Genomic DNA, 16,514 nt, shown 5'->3' with positions numbered 1-16,514 from the left:
GTTGTTTATTTATGTTTTAAGATTGCTTGAATAGATACTCCTTTTGTTGGCATTGATAACGGGTCTACCAAACAAACTTGCCCCCCATACTGATAAGTAGTAATGGCTGCTAAGTTGATGAGAGACATATTGTTATTGCTTTTCTTGCTATCAATCATTGTCGTTTTGTTAACATCGTCGTATACTCCATAAACACCATTTTTGGATGATACGTACAGCGTTGCTATTTTACCTTCAAATGCCAAAGGAATAACTTTTTCGAGTCTGTTGGTGGTTAACTCTTCATCCAACACTACTTGTTTAATTTTTAAGGAATCTTCTGTTAGTTGACTACTCGTAGCTTTTTCAAACAGTGGTAATAAGTAAAAGTTGCTAGTAATAAATACGCAATCGTCCACTTGGTTTGGTAAGTAATATATATTAACGTTTCCTTGGTTTAGGAAAACGACCAATGTTTTGTTTTCTTCTAAATCTATTTTTTCCCAAATGCTAGAATCGTTTAACATTTGATCCAACGGATTTAAAATATCTTGAGCTCTTTTAAAATCTAAACCCTTGGCTATTAATCTTTGCTCTATATTTTTTATTTGGTCTTTAAACTTCAATTTCAAAGCATCGCTATCAGTATCTACCGGACAATAAATTGACACACAATTAAAATCCGTGATGTTAGCTAGACTTTTAAAATCCTGCTGAGGAATATTTGTTTTGATTTTGAACATCCTGAATAATTTTAATTCGTTTCTATGTTCCAAAACTAATCATATAACTCTTTGTTCTTATTGATATCAACGCAAGAATTTGTTGACTTTAATCAACAAATTAAGTAGTTCAAAAAAAAGCTCTGCATTTGCAGAGCTTTTTTTTTGTTATTTAACATGTTTAAAAATAGTAAGGAAACTACCAAATTAAATCCATTTTCTGAAGCTTACTCCTGTCTACAAGTATAATTTTTTTTCCCTCAGTTTTAATAATATTGCTGTTTTTAAATTCTGTTAACGTTCTGGTCAAACTCTCTTTAGTAGTACCTGTGAGTTTTGCCAAATCAGTTCGCAGCAGCGTAATTTCATCAGTTCCAGCTAATAATTCTTGCAATTTTTTAGACACTCTTTTTCTTACAGAACTATAAGCCATCAACATTAAATCTTCTTCTTTAGCACTTAATGTTTTAGAAATCATACTCATAAACTGCTGAGCAACTTCTCTATTTTCATATATCAACGTTAAAAAATCGCTTTTAGATATTTTGGTTAACACCGTATTTTCCAAGGTTTCCGAAACCTCGTCGTAGGTTCTTTCTTCGAAAACCGGTTGAAATCCAAAAAATTGCCCTTCTTTATATACTGCCGTTATATATTCTTTTCCGTCGTCGTTATACTTATAAGTTTTTACACTCCCTTTTTCTATAAAGTATACAAAATGTACATGCTCCCCTTCTTTATAAATATTCTCTTTAGCCGCATAATTAAAAACATAAGATTTATCCTTAGTGTCTTCCAGACTTACCACCGTTTTGGCATCTTCCAAAAATTCGTGAACACCGTCACTATTAGAACCATATTGTTTTTTTAAAAACTCACTTTTTTTTAGTCTACTTTCTATGGCTCTAATAAGCTCCGTGCTTTCAAAAGGCTTGAAAAGGTAATCATCCGCCCCTAGTTCCATTCCCTTACGTAAATCTTCTTTTTCAGATTTGGCTGTTAAGAATATAAAAGGAATTGTTGCTGTTTCTGGTTTTTGACTCAAAATATACAAAACACCATAACCGTCTAGTTCTGGCATCATAACATCACAAATAATCAAATCTGGTTTAAAAGTATTTACTTTTTGCACTCCTACCATACCATTTTCCGCAACCTCAACGTCATATCCTGTTAAAGCTATCAATTCTGATATATTTTCTCTCATGATTAAATCATCTTCAATCAATAATATTTTTTTCATCTTGAGTAATTTTAAGTTTACACTAAATCTTTAATATCTATATTTTCTGATTCGCTATCTTTTTTAACGAAAGATAATTTAAAAGCCGTACCGATATTTTCTTTACTTACAAAGGTAATTTCTCCATTCATCAATTTTACGTACTTCATAACAATGTTAAGGCCCAAACCAGTTCCCTGCAAATTAGTTACATTTTTGGCTCTAAAAAATCTTCTAAACAAATTCTTTTGATCTTGATCTGGAATTCCCATTCCTTCGTCCCTTACTGTTATTTGTATTTGGTATTCGTCTACAAAAGCTACAACATAAATTTGTTTGTGCTGCGGAGTATACTTAACGGCATTAGATAACAAATTATCCATCACATGCCTAAAAATATTTTTGTCTAAATCAACTGTTTCCTCTTCTGATTTAAAAGTGAAATTTATCTTTTGACCTTCTTTTAACTGCGCTCTAAATTCGTCTATATAAGATTGTAAGGCCTGTTTTAAGTTGAATTTTTGTTTATGGTATTCTATTTTTCCCTCTTCGAGCTGTCCAAGAGATAAAAACTGATTAAGTGTAGCTGTTAAAGTATTGATAGATGCTTTAATCTTAGATACATGAGAGTCTACCTTAGCTCCATAGGCAAACTTTTTCCAAACATCCATATCCATTTTTAAATACCTTTCAGTTAGGTCTACGGAGGATAAAATTCCGGCAAGAGGAGTTCTAAATTCGTGAGAAGCTATGGATATAAATCTAGATTTCATATCGTTAAGTTCTTGCTCTCTCTCTAATTTTTCTAGAATGGCTTCTTTAGATTTTTTTTGAATTTCTAGTTCCTTTTCCAATTTTTTTCTCTGAGTAATGTCATTGATAATACATATTGTATACATTTTATCATCTTCTTCAGAAAGAAAATTCTGATTGCTGTCAATTTCTAAAATTCTTAAATCGTCGTTATCTAAAAAGAAGTTCACCTCAAACTTCCCATAATTTTTAGTTTGTAAATTCAAACAATTTTTAAAATAAGCTTCAAATTTGTTCTTGTAATTTTCTGGTATTAAATCACCTAAGAAAGCTCCCTCAACCGATTCTGCATTTTTTTGTAGTAAGGCTAAACTTGCTTTATTGAACTCTAAAATAGTTCCATTCTCTTCCATTAACAACACACCATGAAATAGATTATTAAGTATTGATGTAAATTTTTCACTATAAATGTGGTGGTTGTCCATGTATTGCTCTTATAAATTGCGCAATCAAAGGTAGTTTATATTTTTTTTTATCAAAACTAAAATGTCCATCCGTTGATTAAAATCAATTTTAAATTCTAAAGCAATCAATTTGAAAACGATTTTATACAGATAGTTTTGGAACTGTAAATAATCTATAACAAACGATGATTAAGAACTTGAAACATTTAGCTTTTTTAACCTTGATTCTTTTTTCGGCTAGAACAAGTGCTCAAAATTTTTCTAAAAATGCCATTGGAATTAGAGTTGGAGATAGTGATGGGTTTGGAACCGAAGTATCTTACCAAAGAAGGTTGTCTGATAAAACTCGTTTGGAATTAGATTTAGGATGGAGAGACAATAACGATTTTGATGCAATAAAAGTGAGTGGTATTTACCAATGGATATACCCTATACAAAACAGATTGAACTGGTTTGTAGGTGCAGGTGGTAGTATTGGTTATTTTGATGATAATCGTGCTAGCAATAATGACGAAGCATTTGTTGCCGTAAGTGGGGATATTGGTATTGAATACAGTTTTAAAGTTCCTTTGCAAATAGCTCTAGATATGAGACCCGAAATTAGTTTTAACGATACTTATTCTGATGGAATCAATACAGATTTAGCCTTAGCTATTAGATATCAATTTTAATGAACTATCAATCAAACGACACAATAATGAAAAAAATTACAACCCTCTTATTCGTTCTATTTATAGGTGTGGTGCATGCACAAACAAGCAACTTATACAGAAAATCGGGAGTAGGAATTAAAGGTGGATACAACTTAGCTTCTGCGGTGATTGATGGTGACGACGACGTAGATAATAGAGATGGTTTTAGCGTTGGTTTTTACAACGAACTTTATATGTCTCACAATACATCTATACAAACAGAATTATTGTATTCTCAACAAGGGTACACGATAAAAAATAACAGTGGAACCTTTGAGCAAAAAATAGACTACATTAACTTACCTGTATTGTTTAAAGGATACTTAACAGACTTTCTCTACATTGAAGTTGGGCCGCAAATAGGAATTGCCATTAATCATGAAGAAAAAGTAAGTGATAACTTTAACCTTTTTGAAGGTAATTCAGAACAAGAACCTAGGGATTTTGACTGGGGAGCAAATGTTGGAGCTGGATTTAAAACAAAATCAGGTATTAATTTAGGAGCTAGATATTACTTTGGGTTAAGTGAAGTATACCGAGAAGAAGAACAAAAAAACAGAGTTTTACATTTTTTTGTAGGGTTCGACTTTTAAAAATAAAATCAATTAAATTATTAACTATATAAATCAGAAATTATGAAAAAATTATTCGCTATTAGCACAATCGCATTATCAATTGCAATGTTATCCGTAAGTTGTAAAGAATCTCCAAAAGACAAAGTAAAAGATGGATTTGAAGAAGTTGGAGAGGGAATAGAAGATGCAGCAGAAGAAACAGGAGATGCAGTAGAAGATGGTTATGAAGAAACAAAAGAAGAAGTACACGATGCTACTCACTAAAAACGTCTACTTAGCGCTTTGTACTGTTTTTTTAACAATTCCGTTGCTAACGAGTTGTAAAGAATCGTCTTCACAGAAAATCAAAAATGGTTTTGAACAAGTAGGAGAAGGAATTAAAGAAAACTCTGAACATATCGGAACTAAATTAAAAGATGAGGCTCACGAAGCACATCAAGATATTAAGGAAGGTTATAACGAAGCTAAAGAAGAAGTTAAAAAAATAACTCACGATTAGATTTTTGTATCTACAAATACACAAAATAATTACGTGCTTTATATCTATTAAAAGAGCTACCCATAAAATTGGGTAGCTCTTTTATTTTTTTCAATAAAAGTAAATTGTCTTTTACACTACCAAAGTCTTATAACACTCATTATAATTGTTTTCATCTAAAAACTATAAATACGGTTTTTTATAAAAAAACAACTTTAAAATATTATACAATATAGCTTGTTTTTTTTGGAGATAACTTAGGTTTAATATCTTTTATCGAGCTAGAGTATCCCTTTTCCTATTCTACATTTCTAATCATTTATTTTGTGTATTTTCGCAGCATAATCGAAACTGATAAAAATGAGTATCCAAAATCATTTAGAAATAGCTGTAAAAAAAGCTTTTGTAGAAATTTTTAAAACAGAAATACCTACAGTAGAATTTCAGGCAACTCGTAAAGAGTTTGAGGGAGATATTACCATTGTAGTCTTTGCTTTTTTACGCTTTGTAAAAGGAAATCCTGTTCAGATTGGAACTCAAATAGGTGAATACCTAAAAAACAATGTAGAGATAGTTACTAACTTTAATGTGGTTAAAGGTTTTTTAAACGTTTCAATCGATTCGAGCTTTTTCTTAGACCGTTTTTACGATTTATATAAAACTGAAAATTTTGGGATTAAGACTTCAAACAATAACGAAAAGGCTGTAATGGTAGAGTACTCTTCTCCCAATACCAATAAGCCTTTACATTTAGGACACGTTAGAAACAACTTGTTGGGATTCTCTGTGGCAGAAATTATAGCTGCTGCGGGTAAAAAAGTTTATAAAACCCAAATTATCAACGACCGTGGTATACATATATGCAAAAGTATGTTGGCTTGGCAAAAGTTTGGAAATAGCGAAACACCAGAGTCTACTGGTTTAAAAGGAGATAAACTAGTAGGAAATTACTACGTTGCTTTTGATAAGGCATATAAAGAGGAAATTAACAGTTTACTAGCTGAAGGCAAAACTGAAGAGGTGGCAAAAAGACAAGCTCCAATCTTGTTAGAAGCTCAAGAAATGCTCAGAAAATGGGAAGCTGGAGATAAAGAAGTTGTAGCCCTTTGGAAAAAAATGAATCAATGGGTATATGATGGTTTTGCAGTATCCTATAAAAATTTAGGAGTTGCTTTTGATAAGAATTATTACGAAAGTGAAACCTATCTCTTAGGTAAGGATTGTGTGCAGGAAGGGTTGGAAAAAGGTGTTTTTTATCAGAAAGAGGATGGTTCTGTTTGGATAGATTTAACCGATGAAGGATTAGATGAAAAATTAGTGCTAAGAGGTGATGGAACTTCTGTGTATATTACTCAAGACATTGGTACCGCTATCCAACGTTTTAAAGAGTTTTCTATTGATGCTTTAACTTATACAGTAGGTAACGAGCAAGATTATCACTTTAAAGTACTGTTCCTAATCCTTAAAAAATTAGGATATGCTTGGGCAGATAATATGTATCATTTATCTTACGGAATGGTTGATTTGCCTACGGGTAAAATGAAATCTAGAGAAGGAACTGTAGTTGATGCCGATGATTTAATGTTAGAAATGGTAAATACAGCTCGTGAAATTTCTCAAGAATTAGGGAAACTAGAAGGATATTCCGACACTCAAAAAGAAGCCCTTTACAAGATTATAGGAATGGGAGCTTTAAAATATTACATTTTAAAAGTTGACCCAAAAAAACGAATCTTATTCGATCCTAAAGAATCTATAGACTTTAATGGAAATACTGGGCCTTTTATTCAATACACTTACGCCAGAATTCAATCTATTTTGAGAAAGGCCGATTTTGATTATACCCGCAAACAAACAGTCGAAATTTCTGATAAAGAATTAGCTGTAATTAAAATCTTACAACTGTATCCTGAAACCATACAACTGGCATCCAAAAATCACAGTCCTGCTTTGATCGCTAATTACACCTATGATTTGGTTAAAGAGTACAATTCATTTTACCAAAGTTCCTATATTTTGGGATGTGAAGATGAAGCTGTAAAGATATTTAGAACACAATTATCAGCCAAAGTGGGTACTGTTATAAAATCAGCATTTAATTTACTAGGAATTGATGTTCCCGAAAGAATGTAGTCGTGCTTAAAACGGAAATATTTTTGTGTTTATAGACTACCCTTATAAAGAGTTTAGCGTAATTTTTGGGATGTTTTTCACGATAAAAGAGGTAAAACGTACACTTTAATTTGAATAAAATGTATCAAATTAGTTTTTTAAAGGCGAACACCTTATCAATAATCTTAACAAAGAATTAGCTTTTGACCAATCTCTTCTTTCCTATTGGCATAATCAGTTTAATTATAAAGGTTCACAAGATTTATTATTAGAGATGAACAAATAGTATTATGTATCATTTATGATTAGTGTCATACAACAGACCGAAAATGATAATCTTTAAATCAGATTAAGCCTTTATTATATATTAAAAATGGTGATAGTGTTGCTAATTATCAAAAAAAAAATAGACTCGGAAGATCTTAAAAGCCTATCAAAAGAGGATCTGTAGGTCTAAAACCCAAACGCAGTAAAAGGAAGTTCAAATCTTTAACTAAAAGAAATTACATTTAAAAAATTAATCTTTGAAAGCAGAATTTTATTGCTAAAAAAAAGTCACATGCCCTAGCTAAAACCATAGGTGAAAAATATGAAGGTAGTATCCAAAAAACTGTGTAAACAGAAATTAGGCGGGGTTTTAAAACCCCGCCTAATTTTTTGATTAATTTTATAACACACAGTTTTATTATGGATGATTTAAAAAATCAATTTTTACAAAGTGGTCTATTAAAAGGCCTAAAAACAGAAGACGATTTAAGTAATTTATTGAATGAATTACACAGTGCCGCTTTAGAAGCTATGCTTCAAGGAGAGATGGATGCTCATTTAGGCTATCCCAAAAATGGTAAACGCAGCAACACTAATGCTCGCAATGGTAGCACTACAAAAAAAGTAAAGAACCGCCTCGGTCAAAGCGAGATTAAAGTTCCACGTGATCGCAATAGTGATTTTGAACCTGTTGTGGTTCCTAAACACAAAAGCACTTCACTGTCTATAGAAAATATCGTAATCTCGCTTTATGCAAAAGGTATGAGTGTTTCTGATATTGAAGATGAACTTTATCAAATTTATGGCTATAAGCTCTCCACATCATCTATATCTATCATCACAGACAGAATCAATCAAGAAGTATTAGAATGGCAAAACAAGCCTTTAGAGTCTGTTTATTGCGTAGTTTGGATGGATGGAATTGTATTTAAAGTTCGTCAAGGAGGAAAGGTTGTTAACAAAACTATTTACTTAGCCGTAGGGCTCAACAGAGAAGGCCACAAAGAACTTTTAGGAATGTGGTTAGGAATGAATGAATCTGCCGCTTTTTGGCAAGGAGTACTTACTGATTTAAAGGCTAGAGGGGTTGAAGATATTTTGGTAACTGTTACCGATAATCTCAACGGATTTACACAATCCATTAAAAATGTGTTTCCAACAGCAGATACTCAAATCTGTGTGGTTCATCAAATTCGTAATAGTGCACGTTATGTGGTTTGGAAAGACAAAAAAGCTTTTACAGGAGATATGAAGCATATTTACAATGCTCCTAATAAAGAAATGGCTAAAGCCGAATTAGACCAGTTTGCTGAAAAATGGAATGATAAATATCCTTATGCAGTACAATCTTGGCGTAACAATTGGGAGGAACTTACCGTGTTCTTTGATTTCCCTTTAGAAATCAGAAAAATAATTTACACTACCAATCTAATTGAAAATCTTAATGGCAAAATTAGAAAATACACTAAAAACAAAATGAGCTTCCCAACAGACGATGCCTTGAAAAAATCAGTTTATTTATCTTTGATGCAAATTACTAAGAAATGGACCCAGCCAATTCACAATTGGGGACTAATTCTTAACCAGTTCTTAACTATATTTGAAAAAAGGGTTCAGCTTTAAAAAAGTTAAACCCCGTAGAATTTTTGTTTACACAAAATATTGGATACTGTCAATATGAATCTAAAAACGCCCAAAAAACTCTTTGTACCTGTCATGCTTAACTTGATTTAGCATTACATCGCAACTATCTAACATCAGTTTGAGATTCCATGTCAAGCACGGAATGACGTTTATCCAATTATTAAAAATTAATCCCTTTTAGTATTGTGCCAAAATAGAAATCTAAAAAGACCGTTCAAAACTCATAACGTTCGTCATGCTGAAATCGATTCAGCATCACATTACAACTATTTAACAACTGCTTGAGATTCCATGTCGATCACGGAATGACGTTTATCCAATTATTGAAAATTAATCCCTTTCGGTATTGTAACAAAAACATAAATCCAAAAAGACTGTTAAAGACACATAACACTCGTCATGCTGAACTTGATTCAGCATCACATCACAACTATTTGATAGCAGCTTGTCATTCCGTGTCAAGCTCAGACTAACGCTTAATTAACTTTGAGGTTATTATTGTAAAGTAAACTTTGAAAAGTGTATTTTAAACTCTTTCTGTAAGGCCTGTAATTGTTCCAATTCTTTAGATAACACAATAGCTACGGATAAACCTTTGTTTCCTCCTCTTGCTGTTCTTCCACTTCTATGGACAAAATACTCCGTATTTTCTGGTAATTGATAATGGACTACAAAATTCACATTAGAAATATCTATTCCTCTAGCAGCCACATCCGTGCAAATTAATAATTGACTCGCTCCATTTTTAAAAGATCTCAAAGATTTTTCTCTATCTCTTTGTCCCATATCACCTTCTAAAGCAGCAACCGAAAAACCTTCTTCTGATAGTTCTTCTTTTAATTTTTGAGCTCCAAGTTTAGTTTTACAAAACACAATTCCCTTTTCCATTCCTCTGGTCTCTACAAAACCAACAAGCGCATCTAACTTATTAGCCAAAGTAGCTGTAATAAACTTATGAGAAATATTTTCGTTTACCAACTGATTCGCCTCTACCTCAACTCGAACAGGATTATTCATATAAGTCTTTACCAAACTATTTAGAGCATTTGGGAAAGTAGCAGAAAATAACCAAGTGTTTTTAGCAGCGGTAGAAAATTTTAAAATTCTATTCAAATCTGGTAAAAAACCCATACTCAACATTTCGTCTGCTTCATCTAGCACTAACATTTTAATATTGCTAATATCAATCGCAGATCTGTCTAGTAAATCACATAATCTACCTGGGGTAGCGACCACTACATGCGTAGTCCTTTCTAAATTTTTTATTTGTATATCTATTTTTTCACCCCCATAAACAGCCTCACAGAATATTTTGTTTTCTGAATATTTAGTTAATTTAAATAGTTGCTTCTTTATTTGCTGTGCCAGCTCTCTTGTAGGAGCTAAAACCAACGCTTGTATTTGGTTTTTCTTCGAATTTATTTTCTGTAATAACGGAACACCAAAAGCAATTGTTTTTCCAGTACCCGTTTGTGCTTTTCCTATATAGTCTATTTGTCCCTCCAACAATTTTGGAATAGATCTTTCTTGTATTTCTGTAGGATTTTTAACACCCATTTCTTTCATCGACTGGATGAAATCCGAGGTTACTCCTAAGTCTTTAAAATTTCTCAAAATTTTATCTTTTAATTTCTTCACAAAGGTAGTATTATAAAACACAAAAGTCCGAGAGTTTTCTCGGACTTTTACGTGTCATTGTTCCAACCTAATAGATTTAGACGAATATTTACAAACCAGCAATTTCTTTGATTTCATCAATGGCTCTTTGAGCCAACGCATCCGCTGATTGTTGTGTTCCACTTTCTGTGTATATTCTAATAATAGGTTCTGTGTTAGATTTACGTAAATGCAACCATTCCTTAGCAAAATCTACCTTAACCCCATCAATGGTGTTTACAGTCTCATCTTTATATTTTTCTGCCATTTGTTCTAAAATAGCATCAACGTCTAGAGTTGGAGTTAATTGAATTTTATTTTTACTCATATAATATTCAGGATAAGAATCTCTTAGCTCTTTACACGATTTACCTGATTTGGCTAAGTGAGATAAAAACAAAGCTACCCCAACTAAAGAGTCACGCCCGTAATGAGATTCTGGATAAATAATCCCTCCATTACCTTCTCCACCAATTACAGTATTGGTTTCTTTCATAGCAGTTACCACATTTACCTCTCCAACAGCACTTGCTGTGTAAGTTCCACCGTGTTTTACAGTGACATCTCTCAAAGCTCTAGATGATGACAAATTAGATACTGTGTTTCCACCTCCTAACTGACCCAGAACGTAATCTGCACAAGCTACCAAGGTATATTCTTCTCCAAACATAGAACCGTCTTCACTTATTAAAGCCAATCTATCTACGTCAGGGTCCACCACGATACCAAAATCGGCTTTTTCTTTAACTACCAAAGCAGAGATATCTCCCAAATGCTCCTTTAAAGGTTCTGGATTGTGAGGAAATTGACCGTTAGGTTCACAATACAACTCCACACAATCTACTCCTAATTCTTTCAACAAAGCAGGAATAAAAATTCCTCCCGTAGAGTTAACAGCATCCAGCACCACTTTAAATCCAGCTTTTTTGATGGCAGCTACATCTACTAATTTTAAATTTAAAACTTCTTGTATATGTTTTTCTATGTATGAATCATCTTCTGTATACGTACCTAAATCATCAACCTCAGCAAAAGTAAAAGCATCTTTTTCAGCAAACTCTAAAATTTCTAAACCATCTGCTCCATTTAAAAACTCTCCTTTCTCGTTTAACAACTTTAAGGCATTCCATTGTTTAGGATTGTGGGATGCTGTTAAAATAATTCCTCCATGTGCTTTTTCCAAAGGAACAGCTACTTCCACGGTAGGGGTTGTAGACAATCCTAGGTCAATAACGTTAATACCCAAACCAATAAGCGTATTCGTAACCAAACTACTTATCATGGCTCCAGAAATACGAGCATCTCTACCTACTACTACATTTATTGTTTTAACATCCTTATTTCTTTGCTTTAACCACGTTCCGTAGGCTGCTGCAAATTTAACTGCATCTAAAGGAGTTAGATTCTCTCCTACTTGTCCGCCGATGGTTCCTCTAATTCCTGATATTGATTTTATTAATGACATTCTTATTTTTTTATGGGTACCGTTTTACCCTTGTTTTTTTTCTTTGCGATACAAGTAAATAGCAATGATGGAAAAGATTATATTTGGTAACCAAGCCATAAACAAGGCATTAGAATTTGGAGCAGATCCAAGTACTTTGGCTACTTTCATAAAAAATACGTAAATAAACATTAAACCTATTCCTATGGCTAAATTAATCCCCACACCTCCTCTTTTTTTTCTTGATGCCAGAGCGACAGCAATCAACGTTAAAATATATGAAGATAAGGGTAAGCTTGTTCTTTGATGAAGTTCTACTTGATAAGCATTTAGATTTTTGATTCCCCTTCTTTTAGATTTGCTGATGTAAGTAATCAACTCATCAGACGTTAAATTCATAGATCTCGAATCTGAAGTTTTCAAATCTTCTGGACTAAAGTCTAAAGCCATTTCTTTGTCCTTACCACTAACCAAAGAATCTCTACTTCCTAAAACATATCTTTCTGTATATTGAGGGAGTTTGAATAACTTTTTTTCCTCATCCCAAATGATGTTGTTGGATACAAGTTTGTACTTAATTTTTGTGTCTTTAAACTCTGAATAAGAAAAGTTAAACCCCCTGTTTCCTGTGATGTTAAAACTTTTGATGTAAACCTTGGCACTATCGTTTAATTGAAGGCTGTAATTTTCTACATTTCCTCTACCCCCAACTTTTTTGTTGATGTACATTTTTTCGAAATGATGTCTGATTTTATTTCCTTTAGGTACTACAAAATGATTTGTTCCTAAGGCAATCAATGCTAGTATGGTTGCCCCAATAAAGTAAGGTCGTAAAAATCTAGTAAAAGAGATATTTGCACTACTAATAGCAATCACTTCCGTGTTATTTGCCAGTTTAGACGTCATCATAATACAAGCGATGAACGTTGCCAGAGGCAAAAATGTATTTGCGTAATATATAACGAAGTTTAGATAATAATCTCTCAGAATTTCCAGTACAGTAAGCTCGTCATGACGAAGAAACTTATCTACTTTTTCTGACACATCAATTACTACAGCAATGGGTATTAAAATAAACAGCGTAAAGAACACCGATTTTAAATAACGTAGTAAAATATATTTATCTAAGATTCTCAAATTACAATCTATTATCCATTTGTTTTACCATTTTATCTTTCCAAGCTCTGAAATCTCCCGAAATAATATGTTTTCTTGCTTCTCTTACCAACCAAAGATAAAACCCTAAGTTATGAATCGTAGCAATTTGCTTGCCTAAAAATTCATTTGAAATAAATAAATGACGTAAATATGCTTTTGAGTACTCTGTATCTACCCACGTAATGGCAGCAGGATCAATTGGGGAAAAATCCTTTTCCCATTTTTTATTTTTAATATTGATAGAGCCTTGGGAAGTAAATAACATTCCGTTACGTGCATTTCTGGTAGGCATTACACAATCAAACATATCTACACCTAAAGCAATATTTTCTAAAATATTAATTGGAGTTCCTACTCCCATTAAATATCTTGGTTTGTCTTCTGGTAAAATACTACACACAACATCTGTCATAGCATACATTTCCTCTGCCGGTTCTCCTACAGACAAACCTCCAATGGCATTTCCTTCTGCACCTGCATTAGCTATATATTCTGCGGATTGTTTTCTTAAGTCTGTATAAGTACTTCCTTGCACTATCGGAAAAAATGTTTGAGCGTAGTCATAGTGGTAGGGAGTTTTTTCCAAATGATTGATACATCTATTTAACCATCGGTGAGTCATATGCATCGATCTTTTGGCATAATTGTAATCACAAGGATAAGGTGTACACTCATCAAAAGCCATAATGATATCTGCTCCTATCTTACGCTGAATTTCCATTACGTTCTCTGGCGAGAAAAAATGATAAGACCCATCAATGTGACTCTTAAATTTTACTCCTTCTTCTTTAATTTTTCTTCTACCCGATAAAGAATACACTTGATAACCCCCTGAATCTGTTAAGATTGGTCTGTCCCAATTCATGAATTTGTGTAAACCTCCTGCTGCTTCTAAAACCTCTGTTTTAGGTCTTAAATATAAGTGGTATGTGTTTCCTAGAATAATATCTGGATTGATATCCTCTTTAAGCTCTCTTTGATGAACTCCTTTTACAGTTCCCATAGTACCCACAGGCATAAAAATAGGTGTCTCAATTACTCCATGATCTGTGGTCACCTTTGCTGCTCTTGCTTTACTTTGAGGGTCTTGTGCTTCTATCTTAAATTTCATAGCGACAAAAATAACACTTTGAAACAAACAACCGTAAACTTAAAGGCAAATTAAAAGGCTTTACAAGAATTATCTTGTAAAGCCTTTTAATTATTTATTTAAATAATATGCTATAAGTCTAAGAATACACCCAAATTATAAGCAGGGTCTGCAAATACATTTTTTCCTGAAACAGGATTAGAAAAAGATCCTGAAACTCCAATTTTAGATGTTAAGTAGTAGGCTACTTCTGTTGTAATATTAACTACTTCAGTATTGTTTGCAAAAATGCTCGAGGCACTTCCTTGACCTGTTTCAGCTCCATTTTCAAATGATTGAATTGTGTCTAATTTACCCACTAAAAACAATTTATTCTTTAGTAATCCCAATCCTAACTCTACCCCTCCTCTAAATTCATCCGAAAACCCTTCGGTTCTGTTGTTATAACCTGTGTAGATATTACCGTACAAACTTGCCGATTCTGAATTGTAAATGGAAATACCTAGATCTACTCTTGCTATTTGGTTGAATTCTCCATCTCCAGTAGCCAAAGGTAAGGTTTCATCAGACCCGTCATTACCCAAAGGTAATCCCAAAATAATACTCCCTGCTAAAGCAATTTTACTATTCTTATATAAGCCATATTTTAAACCAATTTCAGAATCTCCAAAACTGTTCAAATCTCCACCAGGTCTTTCAGGACTTCTGATACCATCTTGATCTATTTCACCATTTTGATACGATCTTGAAAAGAAAGGAATGTAAGCAATCGCTGTCAATTTATCCGTAATTCCGTATTCAGCATATATATTAACATTAAACAGCCCAGTATCAACTTCGGATTTGCTTTCATTTCCATTACCGTTGAAAAAGTTCTTTGATTCTATCCACCACCCAGAAACTTTTACATACGTGCTTCCTTTCTGTTTTGGCCATCCACCACCAGCAAAAGTTACTGCTGAAAAAAGAAACGCTAATACTCCGATTGTTCTATTATATTTTTTCATCTGTTTGTTTCTTTTTTATCTATTAATTACACCAAAACCTACTCTTTGACTAAATCTCCTACAATACAACAATACGTTGCTGTATCTGCCTACATCCACTCCATTAGGTACAACGAATGTTTGTCCACCACTTGCTCTAATTTCATCTGATATAATTTGAGCACCTGTATTACTATTAGTATTATTACTTAAATAAATAACCAAATCTGGTAAAAAATCTGTGGCAAAATCGTCGCTTAAAATGATTGATGTAATTCCGTCTTTTTCTACAATCCTAAATCTACCCTTTACATCGTAGAAGCTATTAGACATTAATTCTCCGCTACCTAAAATTGTTTCATTATCAATAGGCTCAGGTTGCTCTTCTATTACAGTATCATCAGCCACTGTAATTTCCAGAGTTTCTGCAACAACATTGTTTCCATCTATTACTGTTGACACGTTTATAACTGCATTTCCTCTTGTGATTGGAGTTAATTTACCCGCGTTGTCTATTTCTATGATATTTGAATTACTGGTTTCCCAAGTTAAAACAGGATTTTGTAAATCTCTATTTTTATTATCAAAGAAGGTCGCTGTCAGGACTATGTCTTTTGTCTCGATATCAATAGAAGTTATTCTATTATTAATCACACCTCTTGGTTCATAACCATTCGTAACTTTATCTATTATTTCTTGTTCTGTTAAGTTTAGAGTTTCGTTCTCGGATAACGTTACTTTTCCTACTTCAATTTCATCTGGACTATTAGGTACAATTACATTGCCACCACCATCTACTTGATTCTTCAGCGTAGCTGTAACTCTTACACTTGCAGTTTTTCCTAAAGAATTAACTTCTGGTGTTAAAACTCCATCCTCATCAATTGTAAACACAGACGTATCCGAACTTTCAAAAACCACATTATAGGCATCTGAATTATCAGAACCATCAACTCTCTTGATTATGTTAACTTTGATTTGTGGGGTTTCATCTTGAGCTACAGAACGTAACGCTCTATCAAAGCTTATGATATCTTCTTTATCTTTAAAAACGATTTCATCCTCGACACACGAAAAAAGACTCAAGGCTGAAACCATGATAATTATATTTTTTATTTTTTTCATAATTTTCAATTAGTTTAGAATATTTTGTTTTTTATAAATCCAAAAAGAACTTTTCAATATTTTTGTTTTTAAGTTTTGAGATATTTTTTTTGTCTATGATTAATTCTGTTCCTTACACAAAACTTTTCAAATTTATTTTAACATACC

15 protein-coding genes are annotated in these 16,514 nt (G+C 32.8%); 6 read left to right on the top strand and 9 right to left on the bottom strand.

The annotated features are described in order from the left end of the window. Positions 1 to 5: 5 nt before the first annotated feature. From ACXGQW_RS11150 to ACXGQW_RS11140, 3 genes are all read right to left on the bottom strand, one after another. Positions 6 to 722 (bottom strand): hypothetical protein, encoded by a 717-nt coding sequence (locus ACXGQW_RS11150; RefSeq protein WP_457822895.1) that lies wholly within the window; start codon positions 720 to 722, stop codon positions 6 to 8. Between the two features lie 178 nt (positions 723 to 900). Then, positions 901 to 1,944, bottom strand: a complete 1,044-nt coding sequence (locus ACXGQW_RS11145; RefSeq protein ID WP_457822894.1) for a response regulator — start codon at positions 1,942 to 1,944, stop codon at positions 901 to 903. A gap of 17 nt (positions 1,945 to 1,961) precedes the next feature. After that, entirely contained in the window at positions 1,962 to 3,161 is a 1,200-nt protein-coding gene (locus ACXGQW_RS11140) for an ATP-binding protein (protein ID WP_457822892.1), read from the bottom strand. Positions 3,162 to 3,325: 164 nt separating this feature from the next. Here ACXGQW_RS11140 and ACXGQW_RS11135 point away from each other — a divergent pair, with 164 nt between their 5' ends. The 6 genes from ACXGQW_RS11135 to ACXGQW_RS11110 all read left to right on the top strand — a co-directional run bounded on the left by ACXGQW_RS11135 (position 3,326) and on the right by ACXGQW_RS11110 (position 8,887). Next, entirely contained in the window at positions 3,326 to 3,811 is a 486-nt protein-coding gene (locus ACXGQW_RS11135; RefSeq protein WP_457822890.1) for a hypothetical protein, read from the top strand. 26 nt (positions 3,812 to 3,837) lie between these two features. After that, positions 3,838 to 4,425: a porin family protein gene (locus ACXGQW_RS11130; protein WP_457822888.1), complete on the top strand. Its 588-nt coding sequence runs from the start codon at positions 3,838 to 3,840 to the stop codon at positions 4,423 to 4,425. A 42-nt stretch (positions 4,426 to 4,467) separates the two neighbouring features. Next, positions 4,468 to 4,671 (top strand): hypothetical protein, encoded by a 204-nt coding sequence (locus ACXGQW_RS11125; protein ID WP_457822886.1) that lies wholly within the window; start codon positions 4,468 to 4,470, stop codon positions 4,669 to 4,671. Continuing rightward, complete coding sequence (locus tag ACXGQW_RS11120; protein WP_457822884.1) at positions 4,631 to 4,906, top strand: hypothetical protein; 276 nt, start codon at positions 4,631 to 4,633, stop codon at positions 4,904 to 4,906. The genes ACXGQW_RS11125 and ACXGQW_RS11120 overlap by 41 nt, the downstream gene beginning before the upstream one ends. Positions 4,907 to 5,245: 339 nt before the next feature. After that, complete coding sequence (gene argS, locus ACXGQW_RS11115; protein ID WP_457822882.1) at positions 5,246 to 7,018, top strand: arginine--tRNA ligase; 1,773 nt, start codon at positions 5,246 to 5,248, stop codon at positions 7,016 to 7,018. Positions 7,019 to 7,684: 666 nt separating this feature from the next. Further along, positions 7,685 to 8,887: an IS256 family transposase gene (locus tag ACXGQW_RS11110; protein ID WP_457821478.1), complete on the top strand. Its 1,203-nt coding sequence runs from the start codon at positions 7,685 to 7,687 to the stop codon at positions 8,885 to 8,887. A 516-nt stretch (positions 8,888 to 9,403) separates the two neighbouring features. Here the strand turns inward: ACXGQW_RS11110 and ACXGQW_RS11105 are convergent. The 6 genes from ACXGQW_RS11105 to ACXGQW_RS11080 form a co-directional block, all read right to left on the bottom strand. Continuing rightward, on the bottom strand, positions 9,404 to 10,522 hold the full coding sequence (locus tag ACXGQW_RS11105; RefSeq protein WP_457824199.1) for a DEAD/DEAH box helicase: 1,119 nt from the start codon (positions 10,520 to 10,522) through the stop codon (positions 9,404 to 9,406). Between the two features lie 112 nt (positions 10,523 to 10,634). Next, positions 10,635 to 12,029 (bottom strand): phosphoglucosamine mutase, encoded by a 1,395-nt coding sequence (gene glmM / locus ACXGQW_RS11100; RefSeq protein WP_457822880.1) that lies wholly within the window; start codon positions 12,027 to 12,029, stop codon positions 10,635 to 10,637. A 24-nt stretch (positions 12,030 to 12,053) separates the two neighbouring features. Next, complete coding sequence (locus ACXGQW_RS11095) at positions 12,054 to 13,145, bottom strand: LptF/LptG family permease (protein WP_457822878.1); 1,092 nt, start codon at positions 13,143 to 13,145, stop codon at positions 12,054 to 12,056. A 1-nt stretch (position 13,146) separates the two neighbouring features. Further along, positions 13,147 to 14,277 (bottom strand): tRNA guanosine(34) transglycosylase Tgt, encoded by a 1,131-nt coding sequence (tgt, locus tag ACXGQW_RS11090; RefSeq protein WP_457822876.1) that lies wholly within the window; start codon positions 14,275 to 14,277, stop codon positions 13,147 to 13,149. A 110-nt stretch (positions 14,278 to 14,387) separates the two neighbouring features. Next, on the bottom strand, positions 14,388 to 15,263 hold the full coding sequence (locus ACXGQW_RS11085) for a hypothetical protein (protein WP_457822874.1): 876 nt from the start codon (positions 15,261 to 15,263) through the stop codon (positions 14,388 to 14,390). A gap of 15 nt (positions 15,264 to 15,278) precedes the next feature. Continuing rightward, a complete protein-coding gene (locus ACXGQW_RS11080) occupies positions 15,279 to 16,367 on the bottom strand; it encodes a DM13 domain-containing protein (protein WP_457822872.1) in 1,089 nt (362 codons plus the stop codon). Between the last annotated feature and the right edge of the window lie 147 nt (positions 16,368 to 16,514).

The sequence above is a fragment of the Wenyingzhuangia sp. IMCC45533 genome, from assembly GCF_054111225.1.
Note: the sequence above shows the minus strand (reverse complement) of the source record. Positions and strands in the feature narration are given on the sequence as shown.